The sequence below is a fragment of the Blastococcus sp. SYSU D00868 genome (genome assembly GCF_054050575.1).
The window spans coordinates 39,563-56,475 of the sequence record NZ_JBJGZO010000006.1; the positions used below are offsets into that span (position 1 = coordinate 39,563).

Annotated in this window: 12 protein-coding genes; 7 read left to right on the forward strand and 5 right to left on the reverse strand. The window is 77.1% G+C overall.

Features of this window, described 5'->3' with window-relative positions; all coding sequences use genetic code 11:
- The first annotated feature begins 100 nt into the window (after positions 1-100).
- Together ACI79F_RS07285 and ACI79F_RS07290 are read left to right on the forward strand one after the other, a co-directional pair.
- Complete coding sequence (locus ACI79F_RS07285) at positions 101-1,834, forward strand: reprolysin-like metallopeptidase (RefSeq protein ID WP_456545808.1); 1,734 nt, start codon at positions 101-103, stop codon at positions 1,832-1,834.
- A gap of 71 nt (positions 1,835-1,905) precedes the next feature.
- Entirely contained in the window at positions 1,906-4,920 is a 3,015-nt protein-coding gene (locus ACI79F_RS07290; protein ID WP_456545807.1) for a hypothetical protein, read from the forward strand.
- Between the two features lie 78 nt (positions 4,921-4,998).
- Here ACI79F_RS07290 and ACI79F_RS07295 read toward each other — a convergent pair whose 3' ends face one another.
- The 4 genes from ACI79F_RS07295 to ACI79F_RS07310 form a co-directional block, all read right to left on the reverse strand.
- The gene (locus ACI79F_RS07295; RefSeq protein ID WP_456545806.1) at positions 4,999-6,762 is read right to left on the reverse strand and encodes an acetyl/propionyl/methylcrotonyl-CoA carboxylase subunit alpha; all 1,764 of its coding nucleotides are present in this window, start codon (positions 6,760-6,762) and stop codon (positions 4,999-5,001) included.
- 111 nt (positions 6,763-6,873) lie between these two features.
- Positions 6,874-7,491, reverse strand: a complete 618-nt coding sequence (locus ACI79F_RS07300; RefSeq protein ID WP_456545805.1) for a Maf family protein — start codon at positions 7,489-7,491, stop codon at positions 6,874-6,876.
- Positions 7,488-7,715, reverse strand: a complete 228-nt coding sequence (locus tag ACI79F_RS07305; protein WP_456545804.1) for an acyl-CoA carboxylase subunit epsilon — start codon at positions 7,713-7,715, stop codon at positions 7,488-7,490. Before ACI79F_RS07305 ends, ACI79F_RS07300 begins: the two co-directional genes overlap by 4 nt.
- Entirely contained in the window at positions 7,712-9,337 is a 1,626-nt protein-coding gene (locus tag ACI79F_RS07310; RefSeq protein ID WP_456545803.1) for an acyl-CoA carboxylase subunit beta, read from the reverse strand. The genes ACI79F_RS07305 and ACI79F_RS07310 overlap by 4 nt, the downstream gene beginning before the upstream one ends.
- Positions 9,338-9,414: 77 nt before the next feature.
- Between ACI79F_RS07310 and ACI79F_RS07315 the strand changes: the two genes are divergently transcribed.
- From ACI79F_RS07315 to ACI79F_RS07335, 5 genes are all read left to right on the forward strand, one after another.
- The gene (locus tag ACI79F_RS07315; protein ID WP_456545802.1) at positions 9,415-10,260 is read left to right on the forward strand and encodes a biotin--[acetyl-CoA-carboxylase] ligase; all 846 of its coding nucleotides are present in this window, start codon (positions 9,415-9,417) and stop codon (positions 10,258-10,260) included.
- Between the two features lie 64 nt (positions 10,261-10,324).
- Positions 10,325-11,662: an acyltransferase family protein gene (locus tag ACI79F_RS07320; protein ID WP_456545801.1), complete on the forward strand. Its 1,338-nt coding sequence runs from the start codon at positions 10,325-10,327 to the stop codon at positions 11,660-11,662.
- Between the two features lie 29 nt (positions 11,663-11,691).
- Complete coding sequence (locus ACI79F_RS07325; RefSeq protein WP_456545800.1) at positions 11,692-12,252, forward strand: PH domain-containing protein; 561 nt, start codon at positions 11,692-11,694, stop codon at positions 12,250-12,252.
- Between the two features lie 85 nt (positions 12,253-12,337).
- Positions 12,338-13,489 (forward strand): exonuclease SbcCD subunit D, encoded by a 1,152-nt coding sequence (locus tag ACI79F_RS07330; RefSeq protein ID WP_456545799.1) that lies wholly within the window; start codon positions 12,338-12,340, stop codon positions 13,487-13,489.
- Positions 13,486-16,446, forward strand: coding sequence for an AAA family ATPase (locus tag ACI79F_RS07335; RefSeq protein WP_456545798.1), 2,961 nt, complete (start codon positions 13,486-13,488; stop codon positions 16,444-16,446). Before ACI79F_RS07330 ends, ACI79F_RS07335 begins: the two co-directional genes overlap by 4 nt.
- Here the strand turns inward: ACI79F_RS07335 and ACI79F_RS07340 are convergent.
- Positions 16,412-16,903 (reverse strand): GtrA family protein, encoded by a 492-nt coding sequence (locus tag ACI79F_RS07340; RefSeq protein WP_456545797.1) that lies wholly within the window; start codon positions 16,901-16,903, stop codon positions 16,412-16,414. The two genes, ACI79F_RS07335 and ACI79F_RS07340, sit on opposite strands and share 35 nt — an antisense overlap.
- Between the last annotated feature and the right edge of the window lie 10 nt (positions 16,904-16,913).

Consider the following 16,913-nt stretch of genomic DNA (forward strand, 5'->3'; position numbering starts at 1 on the left):
TCCGGGGCGGGGGAGGGCCCCGGGACGGATGTGACGGGAGTTCGGCTCAACACCGCCGATCCGGTGCCGACGCGCGCGCGGGCCGCCGATGCAGGAGGGGATGTCTCCCCGCCTGCCGCTGACCGGCCGCCGTCCCCGCCTGCTGCGCGCGACGCTGGTCGCCGCCGCCGCGGCGCTCGTGCCCGTCGCACTCCCGGCCGCGGCCTCCGCCGAGGGCCCGGCCGCCGAGACCGTCGTCGGCGAGCTGGTGCAGGCCTGGCCGGAGGACGTGCTGGCCGGCGAGGACGCCGCCGGGCACGACCACGCCGGGGATGAGCACACCGGGGCCGAGCACACCGGGGCCGGGCATCCCGAGCAGCCGCTGAGCTGGGTGGAGACCGCCGCGGGCGACGCCGTCCGGGTGCCGACCGAGGACGTCGCCGGCCTGCCCGTCGGGTCGACCGTCGAGCTCACCCTCGGTGCCGCCGTCGACGACGAGGCCGGGGTCGCCCACGAGCTGGACCCCGCACGGGAGGTCCTGGCCGGCGAGGTGCGCGACAGCGCGCCGGCCGCCGCGGGGACGCCGAGCAACGCCGTCACCGTGGTCCGGGTCGTGCCGGCCGGCGGCCGGCCGGACGGCACGAGCGTCGCCTCGCTGGTGGCCGCCGTGGACGGCCCGGTCGCCGGCTTCTGGGCCGGGCAGACCGGCGGCGCGGTGCGCTTCGGCGTCACCGCCGCCGCCCCGGACTGGGTGTACGCCACCGCGAGCTGCGCCGACCCGACGGCGCTGTGGGCCGAGGCCGCCGCGGCGGCCGGCTTCACCGCGGGCCCGGGCCGGCACCTGCTCGTCTACGTCAGCAGCCTGCCCGCCGACCTGCCGGGGTGCGCGGTCGCGCTCGGCCAGGTGGGCACCGGTCCAGGCGCCGGCGGCCGCGCCTACGTCCGCGCCGTCCTGCCGACGCTCATCGCCCACGAGCTCGGCCACAACCTCGGGCTCGGCCACTCCTCGGCGCGCCAGTGCGACGCCGCCGTCGAGACCGGCAGCTGCCGCACCGCCGGCTACCGCGACTACTACGACGTCATGGGCGCCTCCTGGGAGCGGGTCGGGTCGCTCAACGCGGCGCAGGCCGACCGGCTGGGCGTGCTGCCGGCCGGCGCCCGGCAGGTGCTGGCCGTCGGCGACCCGGACACGACGGTGACCCTGGCGCCGCTGGGCGGGAGCGCCGGCACGCGGGCGCTGCGGCTGGACGCCGCGGACGGCGGCACCTACTGGCTGGAGTACCGCGCGGCCGCCGGCGTCGACGCCTGGCTCGCCTCGGCCAACCGGTTCCGGCTCGACACCGGCGTCCTGCTGCGCCGGGCCGGTGACGCCACCGACTCCTCGCTCCTGCTCGACGGCACGCCCAGCGCCGCCGGCCGGTGGGACGACGACCTGCAGGCGGCGCTGCCCCTCGGCGTCCCGGTCCCGGTCGGGGGCGGCTTCACCGTGACCGTCCAGGCCACCGGCGCGGTCGGCGCGACGGTGCTCGTCCAGCCCGCCGCCCGGCCCGTCCCGGCGCCGCCGGCCGGCACGGACCCGGGCGCCGCGCCCGACGTCCTCCCCGGCGCCGCCGCCGCGGCGCCCGCCGCCGGGTCGGACGCCCCGGCCGCACCCCCGGGGGAGGCGGGCACCCCGGCCGAGCCGGCGCCCGTCGCCGCCCAGGCCGCCGCCGCCGACGAGCAGACGACGCTCGCGCCGCGGGCCCGCACCACCTCGACCCTGTGGCTGCTGCCGCTGCTCACCGGTCTCGGCGTGACCGGCACCGTCCTCGCCGGCTGGCGGGCGCTGGCCCGGCGCCGCGCCGTCGCCCGCTGACCCCCGTCCGGCTCCAGTCCGGCCGCTCGCGGCCGATGACAGAGGCGGATCCCTACGCCCTGGAGTCGGACGTGCCCGCTGCTCCCCGACCGCCTTCGATGCGGTCGCTGGCCATCGCCGCGATCGCGGCGGCGGTACTCCCCGCGCTCGCGACGCCGTCCCCGGCGTCGGCCACCCCGGCCGACGGGCAGCCGGCGGCCGGGACCACGCTCGTCGGCGAGCTGGTGCAGGGCTTCGCCGACCCCTTCCCCGAGTCCGCCGACGACCCGGCCGCAGCCCCGACGGCCGGTGAGGAGCACCCGGACGACGTCGTCAGCTGGATCCGCCCCGCCAGCGGTGCGGCGGTCCGTGTGCCCACCGAGGACGTCGATCACATCGACCCCGGCGCCACCGTCGAGGTGACCCTCGGCGCGACGGTCGAGGACGAGGTGGCCGCCGCCGACCTCGCCCCGGCGCACGAGGTCCTCGCTGCGGACGTCCTCGCGGAGCCGGCCGCTGTGACCGCGCCGGCCGTCGGTCCCGTCAACCACCCCGTGGAGGTGGTCATGGTCGCGCCGGCCGGGACCAGCGCCAACCGCGCGGCCGACTCCACCACCATCGAGGACGTGATCGCCGCGGTCGACGGTCCGGTGGCCGACTTCTGGTCCGAGCAGACCGGCGGGAACGTGCGCCTCGGTGTGGTGGACAGCCGCCCTGGGTGGCACACCAGCTCCGCCTCCTGCGCCGATCCCTGGGGGATCTGGCAGACCGCCGCCACGGCGGTGGAGTGGACGGGGGACAGCGGCTCGCATCTGTTGGTCTACGTCCCGGCCGACTCGCCGGGCTGTGCCTACGGGCTGGGGACGATCGGGAGCTGGCTGGGCGACGGGGGTCTGGCCTACGTGCAGGACACCGCGACCTCGGTGATCGCCCACGAGTTCGGGCACAACCTCGGTCTCGGGCACTCGTCGCTGCGGCAGTGCGACACCGAGCCCGACGCCGGGGCGTGCCGGACCTCGGCCTACGACGACCTCTACGACGTCATGGGTGGTTCGTGGGACCGCGTCGGCACGTTGAACGTCGCGCAGGCGGACCGGCTGGGCCTCCTGCCTGAGTCCGACGTGTGGCGCGTCGACTCCACGACCACCGTGTCGACGGGCGCCCTGGCGCCGGTCTCGGGCGGCACCGGTGTGCGCGCGCTCCGGCTGGTGATGCCCGGTGGCGGCGACTACTGGCTGGAGTACCGGCCGGCCCTCGGGCGCGATGCCTGGCTGGCGCCCGGTCAGAACCGCTACGGGCTGACCCCCGGCGTCCTGCTGCACCGTTCCGCCGCGGGCGACGACAGTTCCCTCCTGGTGGACGCCACCCCGTCTCTCGTCGCCGACTGGGTCCGGGACGGATCGCAGGTGTTGCCCGTCGGGGTGCCCACCGTCGTCGGCGGCGGGTTCGAGGTCACCGTCCAGGCCACCGGCGCGACCGCAGCCGTCTCCGTCTCGCGTGACGTCACCGGCTCCGGCCCCCTCGCGGTCGCAGCGGCCTGGCGCGCGACGGGAGCCACGGGCGGACCGCTCGGCTCCGCACGGACCCCGCTCCGCTGCGGACTGGCGGCAGGCGGCTGCGTGCGGGACTTCGCCGGAGGCGCGATCGCCTGGTCGCCGTCGACGGGGGCGCACGTCGTCCGCGGGGCGCTGCTCGACATGTGGCGCCGGCTCGGCGCGCAGGACGGGCCGATGGGCTACCCGACCGGCGACGACGCCGGGGTGCCGGGTGGGTTCAAGACCGACTTCGCCGGCGGGTCGATCTACTGGTCGGCGGCCACGGGCGCCACCGGGGTGCGCGGTGCCCTGCGGGACAAGTACGAGGCGGCCGGCGGTCCGGCGGTGTTGGGCTTCCCGGTGGCGCACGACGGGCCCACCTCCGACGGCCGGGGTGCGCTGGTGCGGCTGCAGGGCGGGTGGATCGTGTGGTCGCAGGCGACCGGGGCGCACGTCGTGCGCGGGGCGATCCTGCAGACCTGGCGGGACCTGGGCGCGCAGGGCGGGCCGATGGGCTTCCCGACCGGGGACGACACGGCCGTGCCGGGTGGCTACAAGACGGACTTCGCCGGCGGGTCGATCTACTGGTCGCCGGCCACCGGGACGGCCGGGGTCCGCGGTGCCCTGCGGGACAAGTACGAGGCCGCGGGCGGTCCGGCGGTGTTGGGCTTCCCGGTGGCGCACGACGGCGCGACCGCGGACGGCCGGGGTGCGCTGGTGCGGCTGCAGGGCGGGTGGATCGTGTGGTCGCAGGCGACCGGGGCGCACGTCGTGCGCGGGGCGATCCTGCAGACCTGGCGGGACCTGGGCGCGCAGGGCGGGCCGATGGGCTTCCCGACCGGGGACGACATGGCCGTGCCGGGTGGCTACAAGACGGACTTCGCCGGCGGGTCGATCTACTGGTCGCCGGCCACCGGGACGGCCGGGGTCCGCGGGGCGCTGCGGGACAAGTACGAGGCCGCGGGCGGTCCGGCGGTGTTGGGCTTCCCGGTCGCGCACGACGGCGCGACCGCGGACGGCCGGGGTGCGCTGGTGCGGCTGCAGGGCGGGTGGATCGTGTGGTCGCAGGCGACCGGGGCGCACGTCGTGCGCGGGGCGATCCTGCAGACCTGGCGGGACCTGGGCGCGCAGGGCGGGCCGATGGGCTTCCCGACCGGGGACGACACGGCGGTGCCCGGTGGCTACGAGACCGACTTCGCGAACGGCTCGATCTACTGGTCGGCCGCGACCGGCGCCCAGGGCGTGCGGGGAGCGCTGCGGGCGAGGTACGAGGCCGCGGGCGGTCCGGCGGCGCTCGGCTTCCCGATCGCGCACGACGGGGCGACGGCGGACGGCACCGGCGCGCTGGTGCGGCTGCAGGCTGGCTGGATCGTCTGGTCCCCGGCGACCGGGGCCCAGGTGCTGCGTGGCGCGGTGCTCGACCGGTGGCGGCAGCTGGGCGCCCAGGGCGGCGTCCTGGGCTACCCGACCGGGGACCCGGTCACCGGCGGGGACGGCCGCACGACCAGCCCGTTCCAGCGCGGCACCATCGTGCAGGCCCCCGACGGCACGCTGACGGTGACCACCGGCTGACCGGAGGCACCACGGCGGCACCACGCGACGAGGCCCGCCCCCGGGTACCGGGAGCGGGCCTCGTCGCGCGTGTGGGGACTACTCGGCGTCGGCGATGGTGCAGATGACCGCGCCGCTGGTGACGGTGGCGCCGACCTCGGCCGACAGGCCGGTGACCGTGCCGGCCTTGTGCGCGGTGATCGGCTGCTCCATCTTCATCGCCTCGAGGACGACGACGAGGTCACCGGCCGCGACGGTGGCGCCGTCCTCCACCGCGACCTTGACGATCGTGCCCTGCATGGGCGAGGTCAAGGAGTCGCCGGACGCCGCCGAGCCGCCGTGCCCGCCGCCGCGCTTGCGCGGCTTGGCGCCACCACCGGCGGCCACCGGGGCGCCCCCGCCCAGGGCCAGGCCCGCGGGCAGCGACACCTCGAGCCGGCGCCCACCGACCTCGACGACGACGGTCTGCCGCTCGCCGGGCTCCTCGCCCTCGGCCGGCGCGGCCGAGTACGGCGGGACCTGGTTGTCCCACTCGGTCTCGATCCACCGGGTGTGCACGGTGAACGGCGCGGACGTGAACGCCTCGTCGCGGACGACGGCGCGGTGGAACGGGATGACCGTCGGCATGCCCTCGACGACCAGCTCGTCGAGCGCGCGGGCGGCCCGCTGCAGCGCCTCCTCGCGGGTGGCGCCGGTGACGATCAGCTTGGCCAGCATCGAGTCGAACGCGCCGGCGACCTCGCCGCCGGTCTCCACGCCGGAGTCCCAGCGCACGCCGGGGCCCTGTGGGATCTCCAGCCGGTTCACCGGGCCGGGCGCCGGCATGAAGTTGCGGCCGGCGTCCTCGGCGTTGATCCGGAACTCGATGCTGTGCCCGCGCGGGGTCGGGTCCTCGGTGATCTCCAGCGGCAGGCCCTCGGCGATCCGGAACTGCTGCCGGACCAGGTCGATGCCGCTGGTCTCCTCGCTGACCGGGTGCTCGACCTGCAGCCGGGTGTTGACCTCGAGGAAGGAGATCGAGCCGTCGACGCCCACGAGGTACTCGACGGTGCCGGCCCCGTGGTAGCCGGCCTCGGCGCAGATGGCCTTGGCGGAGGAGTGGATCCGCTCCCGCTGCTCGTCGGTGAGGAACGGCGCGGGGGCCTCCTCGACCAGCTTCTGGTTGCGGCGCTGCAGCGAGCAGTCGCGGGTGCCGACGACGATCACGTTGCCGTGGGTGTCGGCCAGCACCTGGGCCTCGACGTGGCGGGGCTTGTCGAGGAACCGCTCGACGAAGCACTCGCCGCGGCCGAAGGCCGACACGGCCTCGCGGACGGCCGAGTCGAACAGCTCGGGGATCTCCTCCTTGGTGCGGGCGACCTTCAGCCCGCGGCCGCCGCCGCCGAACGCGGCCTTGATGGCCACCGGCAGGCCGTGCTCCTCGGCGAAGGCGATCACCTCGTCGGCGCCGCCGACCGGGTCCTTGGTGCCGGGCACCAGCGGGGCGCCGGCCTTCATGGCGATGTGCCGGGCCTGCACCTTGTCGCCCAGGGCGATGATCGCCTCGGGGGAGGGGCCGATCCAGGTGAGGCCGGCGTCGAGCACGGCGCGGGCGAAGTCGGCGTTCTCCGAGAGGAACCCGTAGCCGGGGTGGATCGCGTCGGCGCCGGACTGCTTCGCCGCGTCGAGGATCTTGTCGATCACCAGGTAGGAGTCGCCGGGCGTCGTCCCGCCGAGGGCGAAGGCCTCGTCCGCGGTGCGCACGTGCAGGGCGTCGCGGTCGGGCTCGGCGTAGACGGCGACGCTGGTGAGCCCCGCGTCCTTGCAGGCGCGGGCGACCCGGACGGCGATCTCCCCCCGGTTGGCGATCAGGACCTTCTGCACCGTGTCTCCTCCGCATGGCCGGCCGCCCCGTGGTGGTTCGCCCACGCGGCGGATCGGTCGGACTCTAGCCAGGTGCCACTCCGGCCCCGGCGACAGGTCGGGAGCCGGGGCTCAGCGGCGCCAGAGGTCGGTCAGCGTGACGCCGCGCGCCGCCAGCTGCAGGCGCAGCGTCGCCAGGGAGAGCCCGACCACCGCCGCGGGGTCGCCCTCGACCCGGCGGACCAGCGGCGCGCCCAGCCCGTCCAGGGTGAAGGCCCCGGCGACGGCCAGCGGCTCACCGGTGGCCAGGTAGGCCTCCAGCTCGGCCGGGGTGGGCCGGGCGAAGTGCACCGTCGTCGACACGACCGCGACGTCCCGGCTGACCACGGCGCCGTCGCGCACCTCGAACAGGGCCTGCCCGGTGTGCAGCACGCCGGAGCGCCCGCCCATGTGCTGCCAGCGGTCGCGGGCCTCGTGCACGTCCGCCGGCTTGCCCATGGCCTGCCCGCGGTACTCGAGCAGCGAGTCGGCCCCGATCACCAGGGCGTCGGTCTCCCGCTCGGCGACCGCGGTGGCCTTGGCCGCGGCCAGCAGGGCCACGCGCTCGGCGACCCGGGGCGCGGTCACGGTGGTCTCGTCGACGTCGCTGACCACGACGGCCGGCGCCAGCCCGGCCTGGCGCAGCAGCGCCAGCCGGGCCGGGGAGGCCGAGGCCAGGACCAGCCGGCGGGGCTCGGGACCCGAGCTCACGCGAGCCTCCCGGACGCCGCCCAGCCGCCCGGCCCGGCGAGCAGGGGACGGCGGTGCTGGTGCACCGGCGAGCCCCACGCGCCGACCGGGACCGGCCGGCGCCGGGGGGCGCGGCGCTGCGCGAGCGCGGCGACGACGACGGTCAGGGCGGCGAGCTCCTCGGCGGTGGGCTCGCCCTTCACCACCCGCAGCAGCGGGCGCTGGGGCTCGTTCGGCTCCGTCACAGGGGGATGTTCCCGTGCTTCTTCGGCGGCAGGGTCTGCCGCTTGTTGGCCAGCAGGCGCAGCGCCTTGGTGACCTCGACGCGGGTCTCGGAGGGGCGGATCACCTGGTCCACATACCCACGATCCGCCGCGATGTACGGCGACAGCAGCGCGTCCTCGTACTCGGTGATGAGCTCGGCGCGGCGGCTGTCGGGGTCCGCGGCGTCGGCGAGCTCCCGCCGGTAGAGGATGTTCACCGCGCCCTGCGCGCCCATGACGGCGACCTGCGCGGTCGGCCAGGCGAGGTTCAGGTCGGCGCCCAGGTGCTTGGAGCCCATGACGTCGTACGCGCCGCCGTAGGCCTTGCGGGTGATCACGGTGATCTTCGGGACGGTCGCCTCGGCGTAGGCGTAGATCAGCTTCGCGCCGCGGCGGATGATCCCGTCCCACTCCTGCGAGGTGCCGGGCAGGAACCCGGGGACGTCGACGAAGGTCAGCACCGGGATGTTGAACGCGTCGCAGGTGCGCACGAACCGGGCGGCCTTCTCGCTGGCGTCGATGTCCAGCGTGCCGGCGAACTGCGTCGGCTGGTTGGCCACGACGCCGACCGGACGGCCCTCGACCCGGCCGAAGCCGACGACGATGTTCGGCGCGAACAGCTGCTGGACCTCGAGGAACTCGCCGTCGTCGAGGATGTGCTCGATGACGGTGTGCATGTCGTAGGGGGTGTTCGCCGAGTCCGGGATGACCGTGTCGAGCTCGCGGTCCTCGTCGGTGACGCCCTCCGGGCTCGCGTCGACCGGCCCCACCTCGACGGCCGGCAGCGGGTCGAGGTTGTTGCTCGGCAGGTAGGACAGCAGCGCCTTGACGTAGTCGAGGGCGTCGGTCTCGTCCTCGGCGAGGTAGTGCGCGACGCCGGACTTCGTGTTGTGCGTGCGGGCGCCGCCCAGCTCCTCGAGCGTGACGTCCTCGCCGGTCACGGTCTTCACGACGTCGGGGCCGGTGATGAACATCTGGCTGGTCTTGTCGACCATGACGATGAAGTCGGTGAGCGCGGGGGAGTAGACGTGCCCGCCGGCCGCGGCGCCCATGACCAGAGAGATCTGCGGGATGACGCCGGAGGCGTGCACGTTGCGCAGGAAGATCTCGCCGTAAAGGCCGAGGGAGACCACGCCCTCCTGGATGCGCGCGCCGCCGCCCTCGTTGATGCCGATGATCGGGCAGCCGTTGCGGATGGCCAGGTCGAGGACCTTCACGATCTTCTCGCCGTAGACCTCGCCGAGGCTGCCGCCGAAGACGGTGACGTCCTGGGAGAAGACGCAGACCGGCCGGCCGTCGACCGTGCCGTAGCCGGTGACCACGCCGTCCCCGAAGGGGCGGCGGGCGTCCATGCCGAAGTTGGTGGACCGGTGCCGGGCGAACTCGTCGAGCTCGGTGAACGAGCCCGGGTCCAGCAGGGCCTCGATGCGCTCGCGGGCGGTCATCTTCCCCGCGGCGTGCTGCTTCTCCACGGCCCGCTCCGAGCCGGCGTGGGTGGCCTCCTCGACCCGCCGCTCGAAGTCCGCCAGCTTGCCGGCGGTGGTGTGGATGTCGATGTCGCCGGGGACGCCGTCGCCCGCGCTCTCCAGTTCAGCCGCGCTCACAGGCCCTGCTCCGCTCCGCTCGGGAATCCTCTCGCCGGCCCTCCGGGGGGCCGGGCTCGCGGCCGTAGCGTAGGGGAGTGGCCGGAGACCCCTCGTCGTCGCCGTCGGACTCGCGTTGGTCGGACCTCGAGCGCCCGGCGCTCGACGCGGGCGCGCTGACCGCCGCGCTCACCCGGGACAGCAGGCTGTGGCGTGCGGTCGAGGTGGTCGAGCGGATCGGCTCGACCAACGCCGCCCTCGCGGCCCGCGCCGCGGACGACGCCCCCGAGGGGACGGTCCTGGTCGCCGAGCACCAGGAGGCCGGCCGCGGGCGGCTGGACCGGACCTGGACGTCGCCGCCGCGGGCCGGGCTGACCGTCTCGGTGCTGCTGCGCCCGGACGTGCCCGCCGCGCGCCGCGGCTGGCTGCCGCTGCTGACCGGCGTCGCGCTGGCCGAGGCGGTGGGCACGGTGCCGGGCATCCGCGCGGCGCTGAAGTGGCCCAACGACCTGCTCGCCGCCGACGGCAGCAAGCTCGCCGGCATCCTCGCCGAGGCGGCCGGCGGGGCCGTCGTCGTCGGCACGGGCGTCAACGTCTCGACCCGGCCGGACGAGCTGCCCGAGGGCGCCTCGTCGCTGGCCATGGAGGTCGGGCGCACCGTGGACCGGGCGCCGGTGCTGCTGGAGTTCCTCCGCGCGCTGGAGCGCCGCTACCTCGCGTGGACGGCGGTGCTCGGCGACCCGGTGCAGAGCGGCCTGGCGCACGACTACCTCGCCTGGAGCGCCACCGTGGGCACCGACGTCGTCGTGACGCTGCCCGACGGCGGCCTGATCGAGGGGACGGCGGAGGCGGTGGACTGGGACGGCCGGCTCGTCGTCCGCAGCGCGGGCGGCCCGGTGGAGCTCGCCAGCGGGGACGTGAGGCACGTGCGGCGACGCGTGTGACGGATGGGTCCGGCCGCGGCACGTCGGGCCGGGCGGCGGCCGATGCAGACCCTACGGTCACCGCGTGCACACAGAGCGCGACGGGACGGGATCGGCGGCCGCGGGGCGGGGCGGGGAGATCCGCGCGCTGACCGGGCTGCGGATCGTCGCCGCCGCGTGGGTGGTCGTCTACCACTTCCCGTGGCGGGAGGACGCCGCGTTCGCCGGCGTCTGGGACACCTTCCGCTGGCTGATCGCGCCCGGCTGGCTGGGCGTCGACGTCTTCTTCGTGCTCAGCGGCTTCGTCATCGCGCACACCTACCTGGACACCCTGGGCCCGCGGCTGCGGCTGCGCCCGGCGGTCGAGTTCCTCTGGGCGCGGATCTGCCGGATCTGGCCGCTGTGGGCGCTGGTGACCGTCGGGTTCTGGCTCTGGCTGCTGGCCAAGAGCACGGTCGTCGCCGACGGCGCGGTGGCCTACCAGCGGGTGCAGCCCGACCTCGGCGTCCTGGACCTGGTCGAGCAGCTGCTGATGGTGCAGCTGTGGCACGGCCCGAGCCTGTTCGGGACCTCCTACGTCGGCCCCGGCTGGTCGGTCAGCGCCGAGTGGGCCGCCTACTGCGCCTTCCCGCTGCTGGTCCTGGCCGCGTGGCGCTGCCGCCGGCTGCCCGCCTGGGTGAGCGGGGCGCTGGCGGTCGGCGCGATGCTGCCCTTCGCCTACCTCTGCTACCGGACCGGGACGCCGACCCACGACTGGATCGGCCTCGGCCGCATCGCCGCCGGGTTCGCCGCCGGCGTCCTCACCTGCCTGGCGGTGCGGCGGCTCCCGCGGGGGCCGCGGACCGCCCGGGCGGCCACCGTCGTCGTCTGGGCCGTGCTCGTCGAGGCGGCGATCGTCGTCGTCTGGGCGACCTGGCGCGCCCAGGACGTGCCCGGCGTCGACCACTACGGCGTCCTGGTGCCGCTGATCCCGGTCCTGGTCGGCGCCCTGGCGCTGAGCCAGGACGGCGTGGCCGGCTTCCTGGCGCGGCCGGCGATGGTCCTCGGCGGCCGCATCTCCTACGCCCTCTACCTGGTGCACATGTGCCTGTTCGAGGTGGGCCGCACCGTGATGGACCGCGTCCCCGCCTTCGCCGACGGCACGGCGCTGGGCACCCTGCTGCTGCCGCAGCTGCTGTTCGTGTCGGTGGCGCTGGCCTACGTGCTGCACCGCTGGGTGGAGGAGCCGGCGCGCCGCCGGCTGCGCGGCCGCGGGCCCGGCCGCTGGGCCCAGGGCCCCCGGGTGCCGGCCGACGGGGCGGACCGCCCCACGGTGCTGCTCCGCCACGAGGGGACGGCGCGCCGCGTGCCCGCGCCGCGGGCGCGGGAACGGGTGGGGACCGTGGGGCCGGTGCGCGTCCCCGAGGACGTCGCAGCGCCCTGAGCGCCCCGGGCTGGGTCATCCTGTGCGCCATGGGCTACCCCGACAAGCTGCTCGCCCGCGACGAAGAGGTCGTGCGTCACCTGCACCCGCACTGGCTGACCGTCTTCTGGCCGGTCGTCGGCTTCCTGGTGATCGTCGGTGCCGCGTCGTTCGGGGCCGCGCTCGTGCCGTCGGACAGCGAGCGGGCCGGCCTGTACCGGCTGCTCATCGCCGGCGCGGCCCTGGTCCTGCTGCTCGTGCTCGTGCTGGTGCCGCTGCTGCGCTGGCGCACGACCCACTACGTGATCACCAGCCACCGGCTGCTGTTCCGCGAGGGGATCCTCGCCCGGAAGGGGCGCGACATCGGGCTGTCGCGGATCACCGACGTCTCCTACAGCCAGAACATCTGGGAGCGGCTCATCCAGTCGGGGACGATCACCATCGAGTCCGCCGGCGACAGCGGCGCCACGGTGCTCCGGCAGATCCCCGACAGCGACGGCGTCCAGCAGCTGATCAACCACATGATCGAGGAGGACGCCGACCGGCGCGGCCGGGAGAACGCCGGCTACCTGCGCGGCGACGACCAGGCCTACGGCGCGCCCACCCACTGACCCGCGGTCGCCCCGCGGAGTGTGACGGATCGGTCACGGCGAGCCTGGCCGGTTCTGTCGGTGGGGCGACCTACCGTCCCGGTCCATGCGGCTCCTGCACACCTCCGACTGGCACGTGGGGCGGTCGCTGCACGGCGTCGACCTGCTCCGCGAGCAGGAGGCCGTGCTCGGCGGCCTGGCCCGGATCGTGACCGACGAGGGCGTCGACGTCGTGGTCGTGGCCGGGGACGTCTACGACCGGGCGGTGCCCTCGGCCGACGCGACCGCGGTCCTCGACCGCGTGCTCACCCGCCTGCGGGCCGCCGGCGCCACCGTCGTCCTCACCCCGGGCAACCACGACTCCGCCCGCCGGCTGGGGTTCGCCGCCGGCCTGCTGGCCGTCTCCGGGGTGCACGTGCGCGCCGCCACCGCGGGCGTCGACGAGCCGGTCCTGCTGGCCGACGAGCACGGCGAGGTCGCCCTCTACGGGTTGCCCTACCTCGAGCCGGAGATCGCCCGCGACGAGCTCGGCGTGACCGGCGCGCGCTCCCACGAGGCCGTGCTCGCCGCCGCGATGGAGCGCGTCCGCGCCGACCTGTACATGCGCCCGGGGGCGCGGTCGGTGGTGCTCGCGCACGCCTTCGTGGGCGGCGGGCTGCCCAGCGAGAGCGAGCGCGACATCAGCGTCGGCGGGGTGGACCGGGTGCCGGTGCCGGTGTTCGACGGCGTCGACTACGTGGCGCTGGGCCACCTGCACCGCCCGCAGACCCTCACCGAGCGGCTGCGCTACAGCGGCTCGCCGCTGGCCTACTCCTTCGGCGAGGCCGGCCAGCAGAAGCAGGTGTGGCTGGTCGACCTCGACGCCTCCGGGCTGGCCGGGGTCCGCGCCGTGCCGCTGCCGGTGCCGCGGCCGCTGGTCGTGCTCGCCGGCACCCTCGACGAGCTGCTCGCCGACCCCGCCCACGCCGCGGCCGAAGAGGCGTTCGTCTCCGCCCGGCTCACCGACCCGGTCCGCCCGGTGGACCCGATGCGGCGGCTGCGCACCCGCTTCCCGTACTGCGCGCACCTCGAGTGGGCCGGCAGCGGCCGGGTCGGCGACGGCCGCAGCTACACCGAGCGGCTCGCCGGCCGCGGCGACCTCGACGTGGTGGGGGAGTTCGTCAGCCACGTCCGCAGCGGCGTCGGCGCCACCCCGGCCGAGCGGGAGCTGCTCGTCCGGGCGCTGGGCGCCGCCGCCCGCGCGGAGGCCGCCGGATGAGGCTGCACCGGCTGTCGCTGACCGCCTTCGGCCCCTTCCCGGCCACCGAGGACGTCGACCTCGACGACCTGGCCCGCGACGGGCTGTTCCTGCTCTGGGGGCCGACCGGCGCGGGCAAGACCACGCTGCTCGACGCGGTCGTCTTCGCCCTCTACGGCACGGTGCCGGGCGCGCGCGGCGAGGAGAAACGGCTGCGCAGCGACCACGCCGACGCCGCCACCCGGACCGAGGTCTCCTGCGAGCTCACCCTCGGCGCGGAGCGGCTGCTGGTCACCCGCCGGCCCGAGCAGACCCGGCCCAAGAAGCGCGGGGCCGGCACCACGACCGAGCCGGCCCGGCTGCTGGTCCAGCGGCAGGGGCCCGACGGCTGGGAGGCGGTGAGCACCCGGATCGACGAGGGCAGCGAGTACCTGCGCGGCCGGCTGGGGCTCGACGTCCACCAGTTCTGCCAGGTGGTGCTGCTGCCGCAGGGCGACTTCGCGCGGTTCCTGCGCGCCGAGCCCGAGCACCGCGCCGAGCTCCTGCGCACGCTGTTCGACGTCGGCCGGTTCGCCCGGGTGGAGGACTGGCTGGCCGGAGAGCGCCGGGCCGCGGAGGAGGCGCTGCGCGGGGAACGGCTGAACCTGTCCACCCTGCTCGCCCGGGTCGCCCAGACCGCCGACGCGGCCGTGCCCGAGGAGCTGGCGCCCGAGCTGGTCGGGGCCGATCCCGGCGGCCCGGTCGACGCGTGGGTCACCCGGCTGCGCACCGGCGCCGCGCGCGACCTGGCCGGCGCCCGGGAGGCCGCCGACGCCGCGGCCGCGGCCGCGACGGCGGCGACGCGGGAGCTGGCCGCCGCGCGCCTGCTGGCCGACCGGCACGCCCGGCGGGCCCGCGCCGAGCAGGAGCTGGCCCGCCTCGCCGCGGCCGAGCCGGCCCTCGCGCCGGTCCGCGCCCGGCTGGACGCCGGCCGGCGCGCCGAGGCGCTCCGGGACGCGCTGGAGGCCGCCGGCCGCGCGGCTGCGGAGGCCGAGCGCGCCGAGGCCGGCCTCGACGCCGCGCGGCGCGCGTGGGCGGCCACCGGCGAGCCGCACGACCCCGCCACCGACGTGGCCCGCCGGCTGCGCGACGCCGCCGCGGAGGCCCGGGCGCTGCAGCCGGAGGCCGGCCGGGCCGCCGAGCTGGCCGACCGGCTCGCCCGGCTGACCGCCGACACCGCCCGTCTGGCCCGGCGCTGCGCCGCCGCCGAGGAGGCCCTCGGCGGGCTGCCGGGGGCGATCGCCGCGGCGCAGACCCGGGTCGACACGGCCGCCGCGGCCGTCGCCGGGCTGCCGGCCCGCGCCGCCGACGCCGAGGCCGCGCGGGACGCGCTCGCCGCCGGGCGCGGCGCCGAGCGGGCGGCCGCGCGGCTGGAGCGGGCCCGCGCCGCCGCCGACGCCGCGCGCGAGCGCCGGCTGACCGCCCGGGAGGAGCTGCTCGACCTGCGCACGCGGCGGCTCGACGGCATGGCCGCCGAGCTCGCCGCCGGCCTGGCCGAGGGCGCCGACTGCCCGGTCTGCGGCTCCGTCGAGCACCCCCGCCCGGCCACCGCCGCCGGCCCGGCGGTCTCGGCAGAGGACGAGGACCGCGCCCGGGAGGCCGCCGACGCCGCCGAGGCCGCCGCCACCGCCGCGATCGCCACCGCCGAGGAGCGCGCCCGCGAGCTCGCCGTGCTGCGCGCCCGGGCGGGGGAGCGGCCGCTGCCCGAGCTCGAGGCCGCCGCGGCCGCCGCCGAGCGGGCCGAGGCCGACCTCGACGCGGCCGCCGCCGACCTGGCCCCGGCCCGCGCCGAGCTCGCCGGGCTCGTCGAGGAGCGGGACGGGCTGACCGCCCGGCTGGCCGCCGACCGCGAGCAGCTGGGCGGCCGCACCGCCGAGCGGGCCACGCTGGAGGCCGAGCTCACCGCGCTCACCGGCCGGCTGGACGCGGTCCGCGGGGAGGACGCCGACCTGGCCGCCCGCGCCCGCCGGCTGACCGCCGCCGCGGAGCGCTGCGAGGCGGTGCTCGACGCCGCGGCCGCCGAGCTGCGGGCCCGGGTGGCGGCCGACGCCGCCCGGCGGGCCGCCGAGGAACGGGCCGCCGGCGCCGGCTTCGACGACGTCCTGGCCGCCGCGGACGCGCTGCTCGACCCGGCCGAGCTGGCCGGGCTCGAGCAGCGGGTCACCGCGCACGAGCGGGCCCGGGACGCGGTCCGCCGCGTGCTGGCGGACCCGGAGCTCGGCGACCTCGGGCCGGCGCCCGACCCGGCGGCGGCCGAGGCCCGCTGCGCCGCCGCCACCGCCGCCCGCGAGGACGCCGTCGCCGCGCTGGACCGGGCCGCCCGGTGCAGCGCCGAGCTCGACGCCCTGGCCGGGGACGTCGTCGCCGCCGAGGTGCGGCTGCACGAGCGGCGGACCGTCGCCGACCAGGTCGCCGGGCTGGCCGACCTGGTCAACGGCCGGGGCGCCAACACCCTGCGGATGCGGCTGCAGTCCTTCGTGCTGGCGGCGCGGCTGGAGCAGGTGGCCGAGGTGGCCGGGCGCCGGCTGCTGGAGATGTCCGGCAGCCGCTACACCTTCCGGCACAGCGACGCGCAGGGCCGGCACGGCGCCCGCGGCGGCCTGGGGCTCGAGGTCTTCGACGAGTACACGGGCACCCTGCGGCCGACCAAGACACTCTCCGGCGGGGAGAGCTTCATGGCCTCGCTCGCCCTGGCGCTGGCCCTCGCCGACGTCGTCACCGCCGAGAGCGGCGGGGTGCAGATGGACACCCTCTTCGTCGACGAGGGGTTCGGCACCCTCGACGCCGGGGCGCTGGACGCGGTGATGGACGTCCTCGACGAGCTGCGGCGCGGCGGCCGGACCGTCGGCGTCATCAGCCACGTCGAGGAGCTGCGCACCCGCATCCCCACCCGCCTCGAGGTGATCAGCGGTCGGTCGGGCTCCCGGCTGGCGGGCTGACCCCGGCCCGGCGGTCGACGGCGGGGAAGACCCAGCTGCGGTAGGCGGTGAACCGGACCAGCGTGCCGACGGCGATCGCCGTGACGTTGGCCGCCTGCAGCTGCAGCGGCCCGGTCAGGCCCAGCCCGTAGCGGGCGACGCCGACGATCGCCACGCCGATCAGCAGGGTCACCACGTTCACCGCGGCGAACAGCAGGCCCTCGCGGGGCAGCCCGGTGCGGGCCCGCCGGGAGAACGACCACCACCGGTGCCCGACGAACGCGACCGCGGCCGACACCGAGGCCGAGGTCGCCTTGGCGAGGACCGGGCTCCAGCCGAGCCCCGAGGCGCACAGCTGGAACAGGCCGACGTCGAGGGCGAAGCACGCCGCCCCGACCACGCCGAAGGCGCCCAGCTCCCGCAGCAGCGACCGCCAGGACCGGCGCAGGCGCACGGTCCACGGGCGGGCGGGCGGCACCCGGTCGATC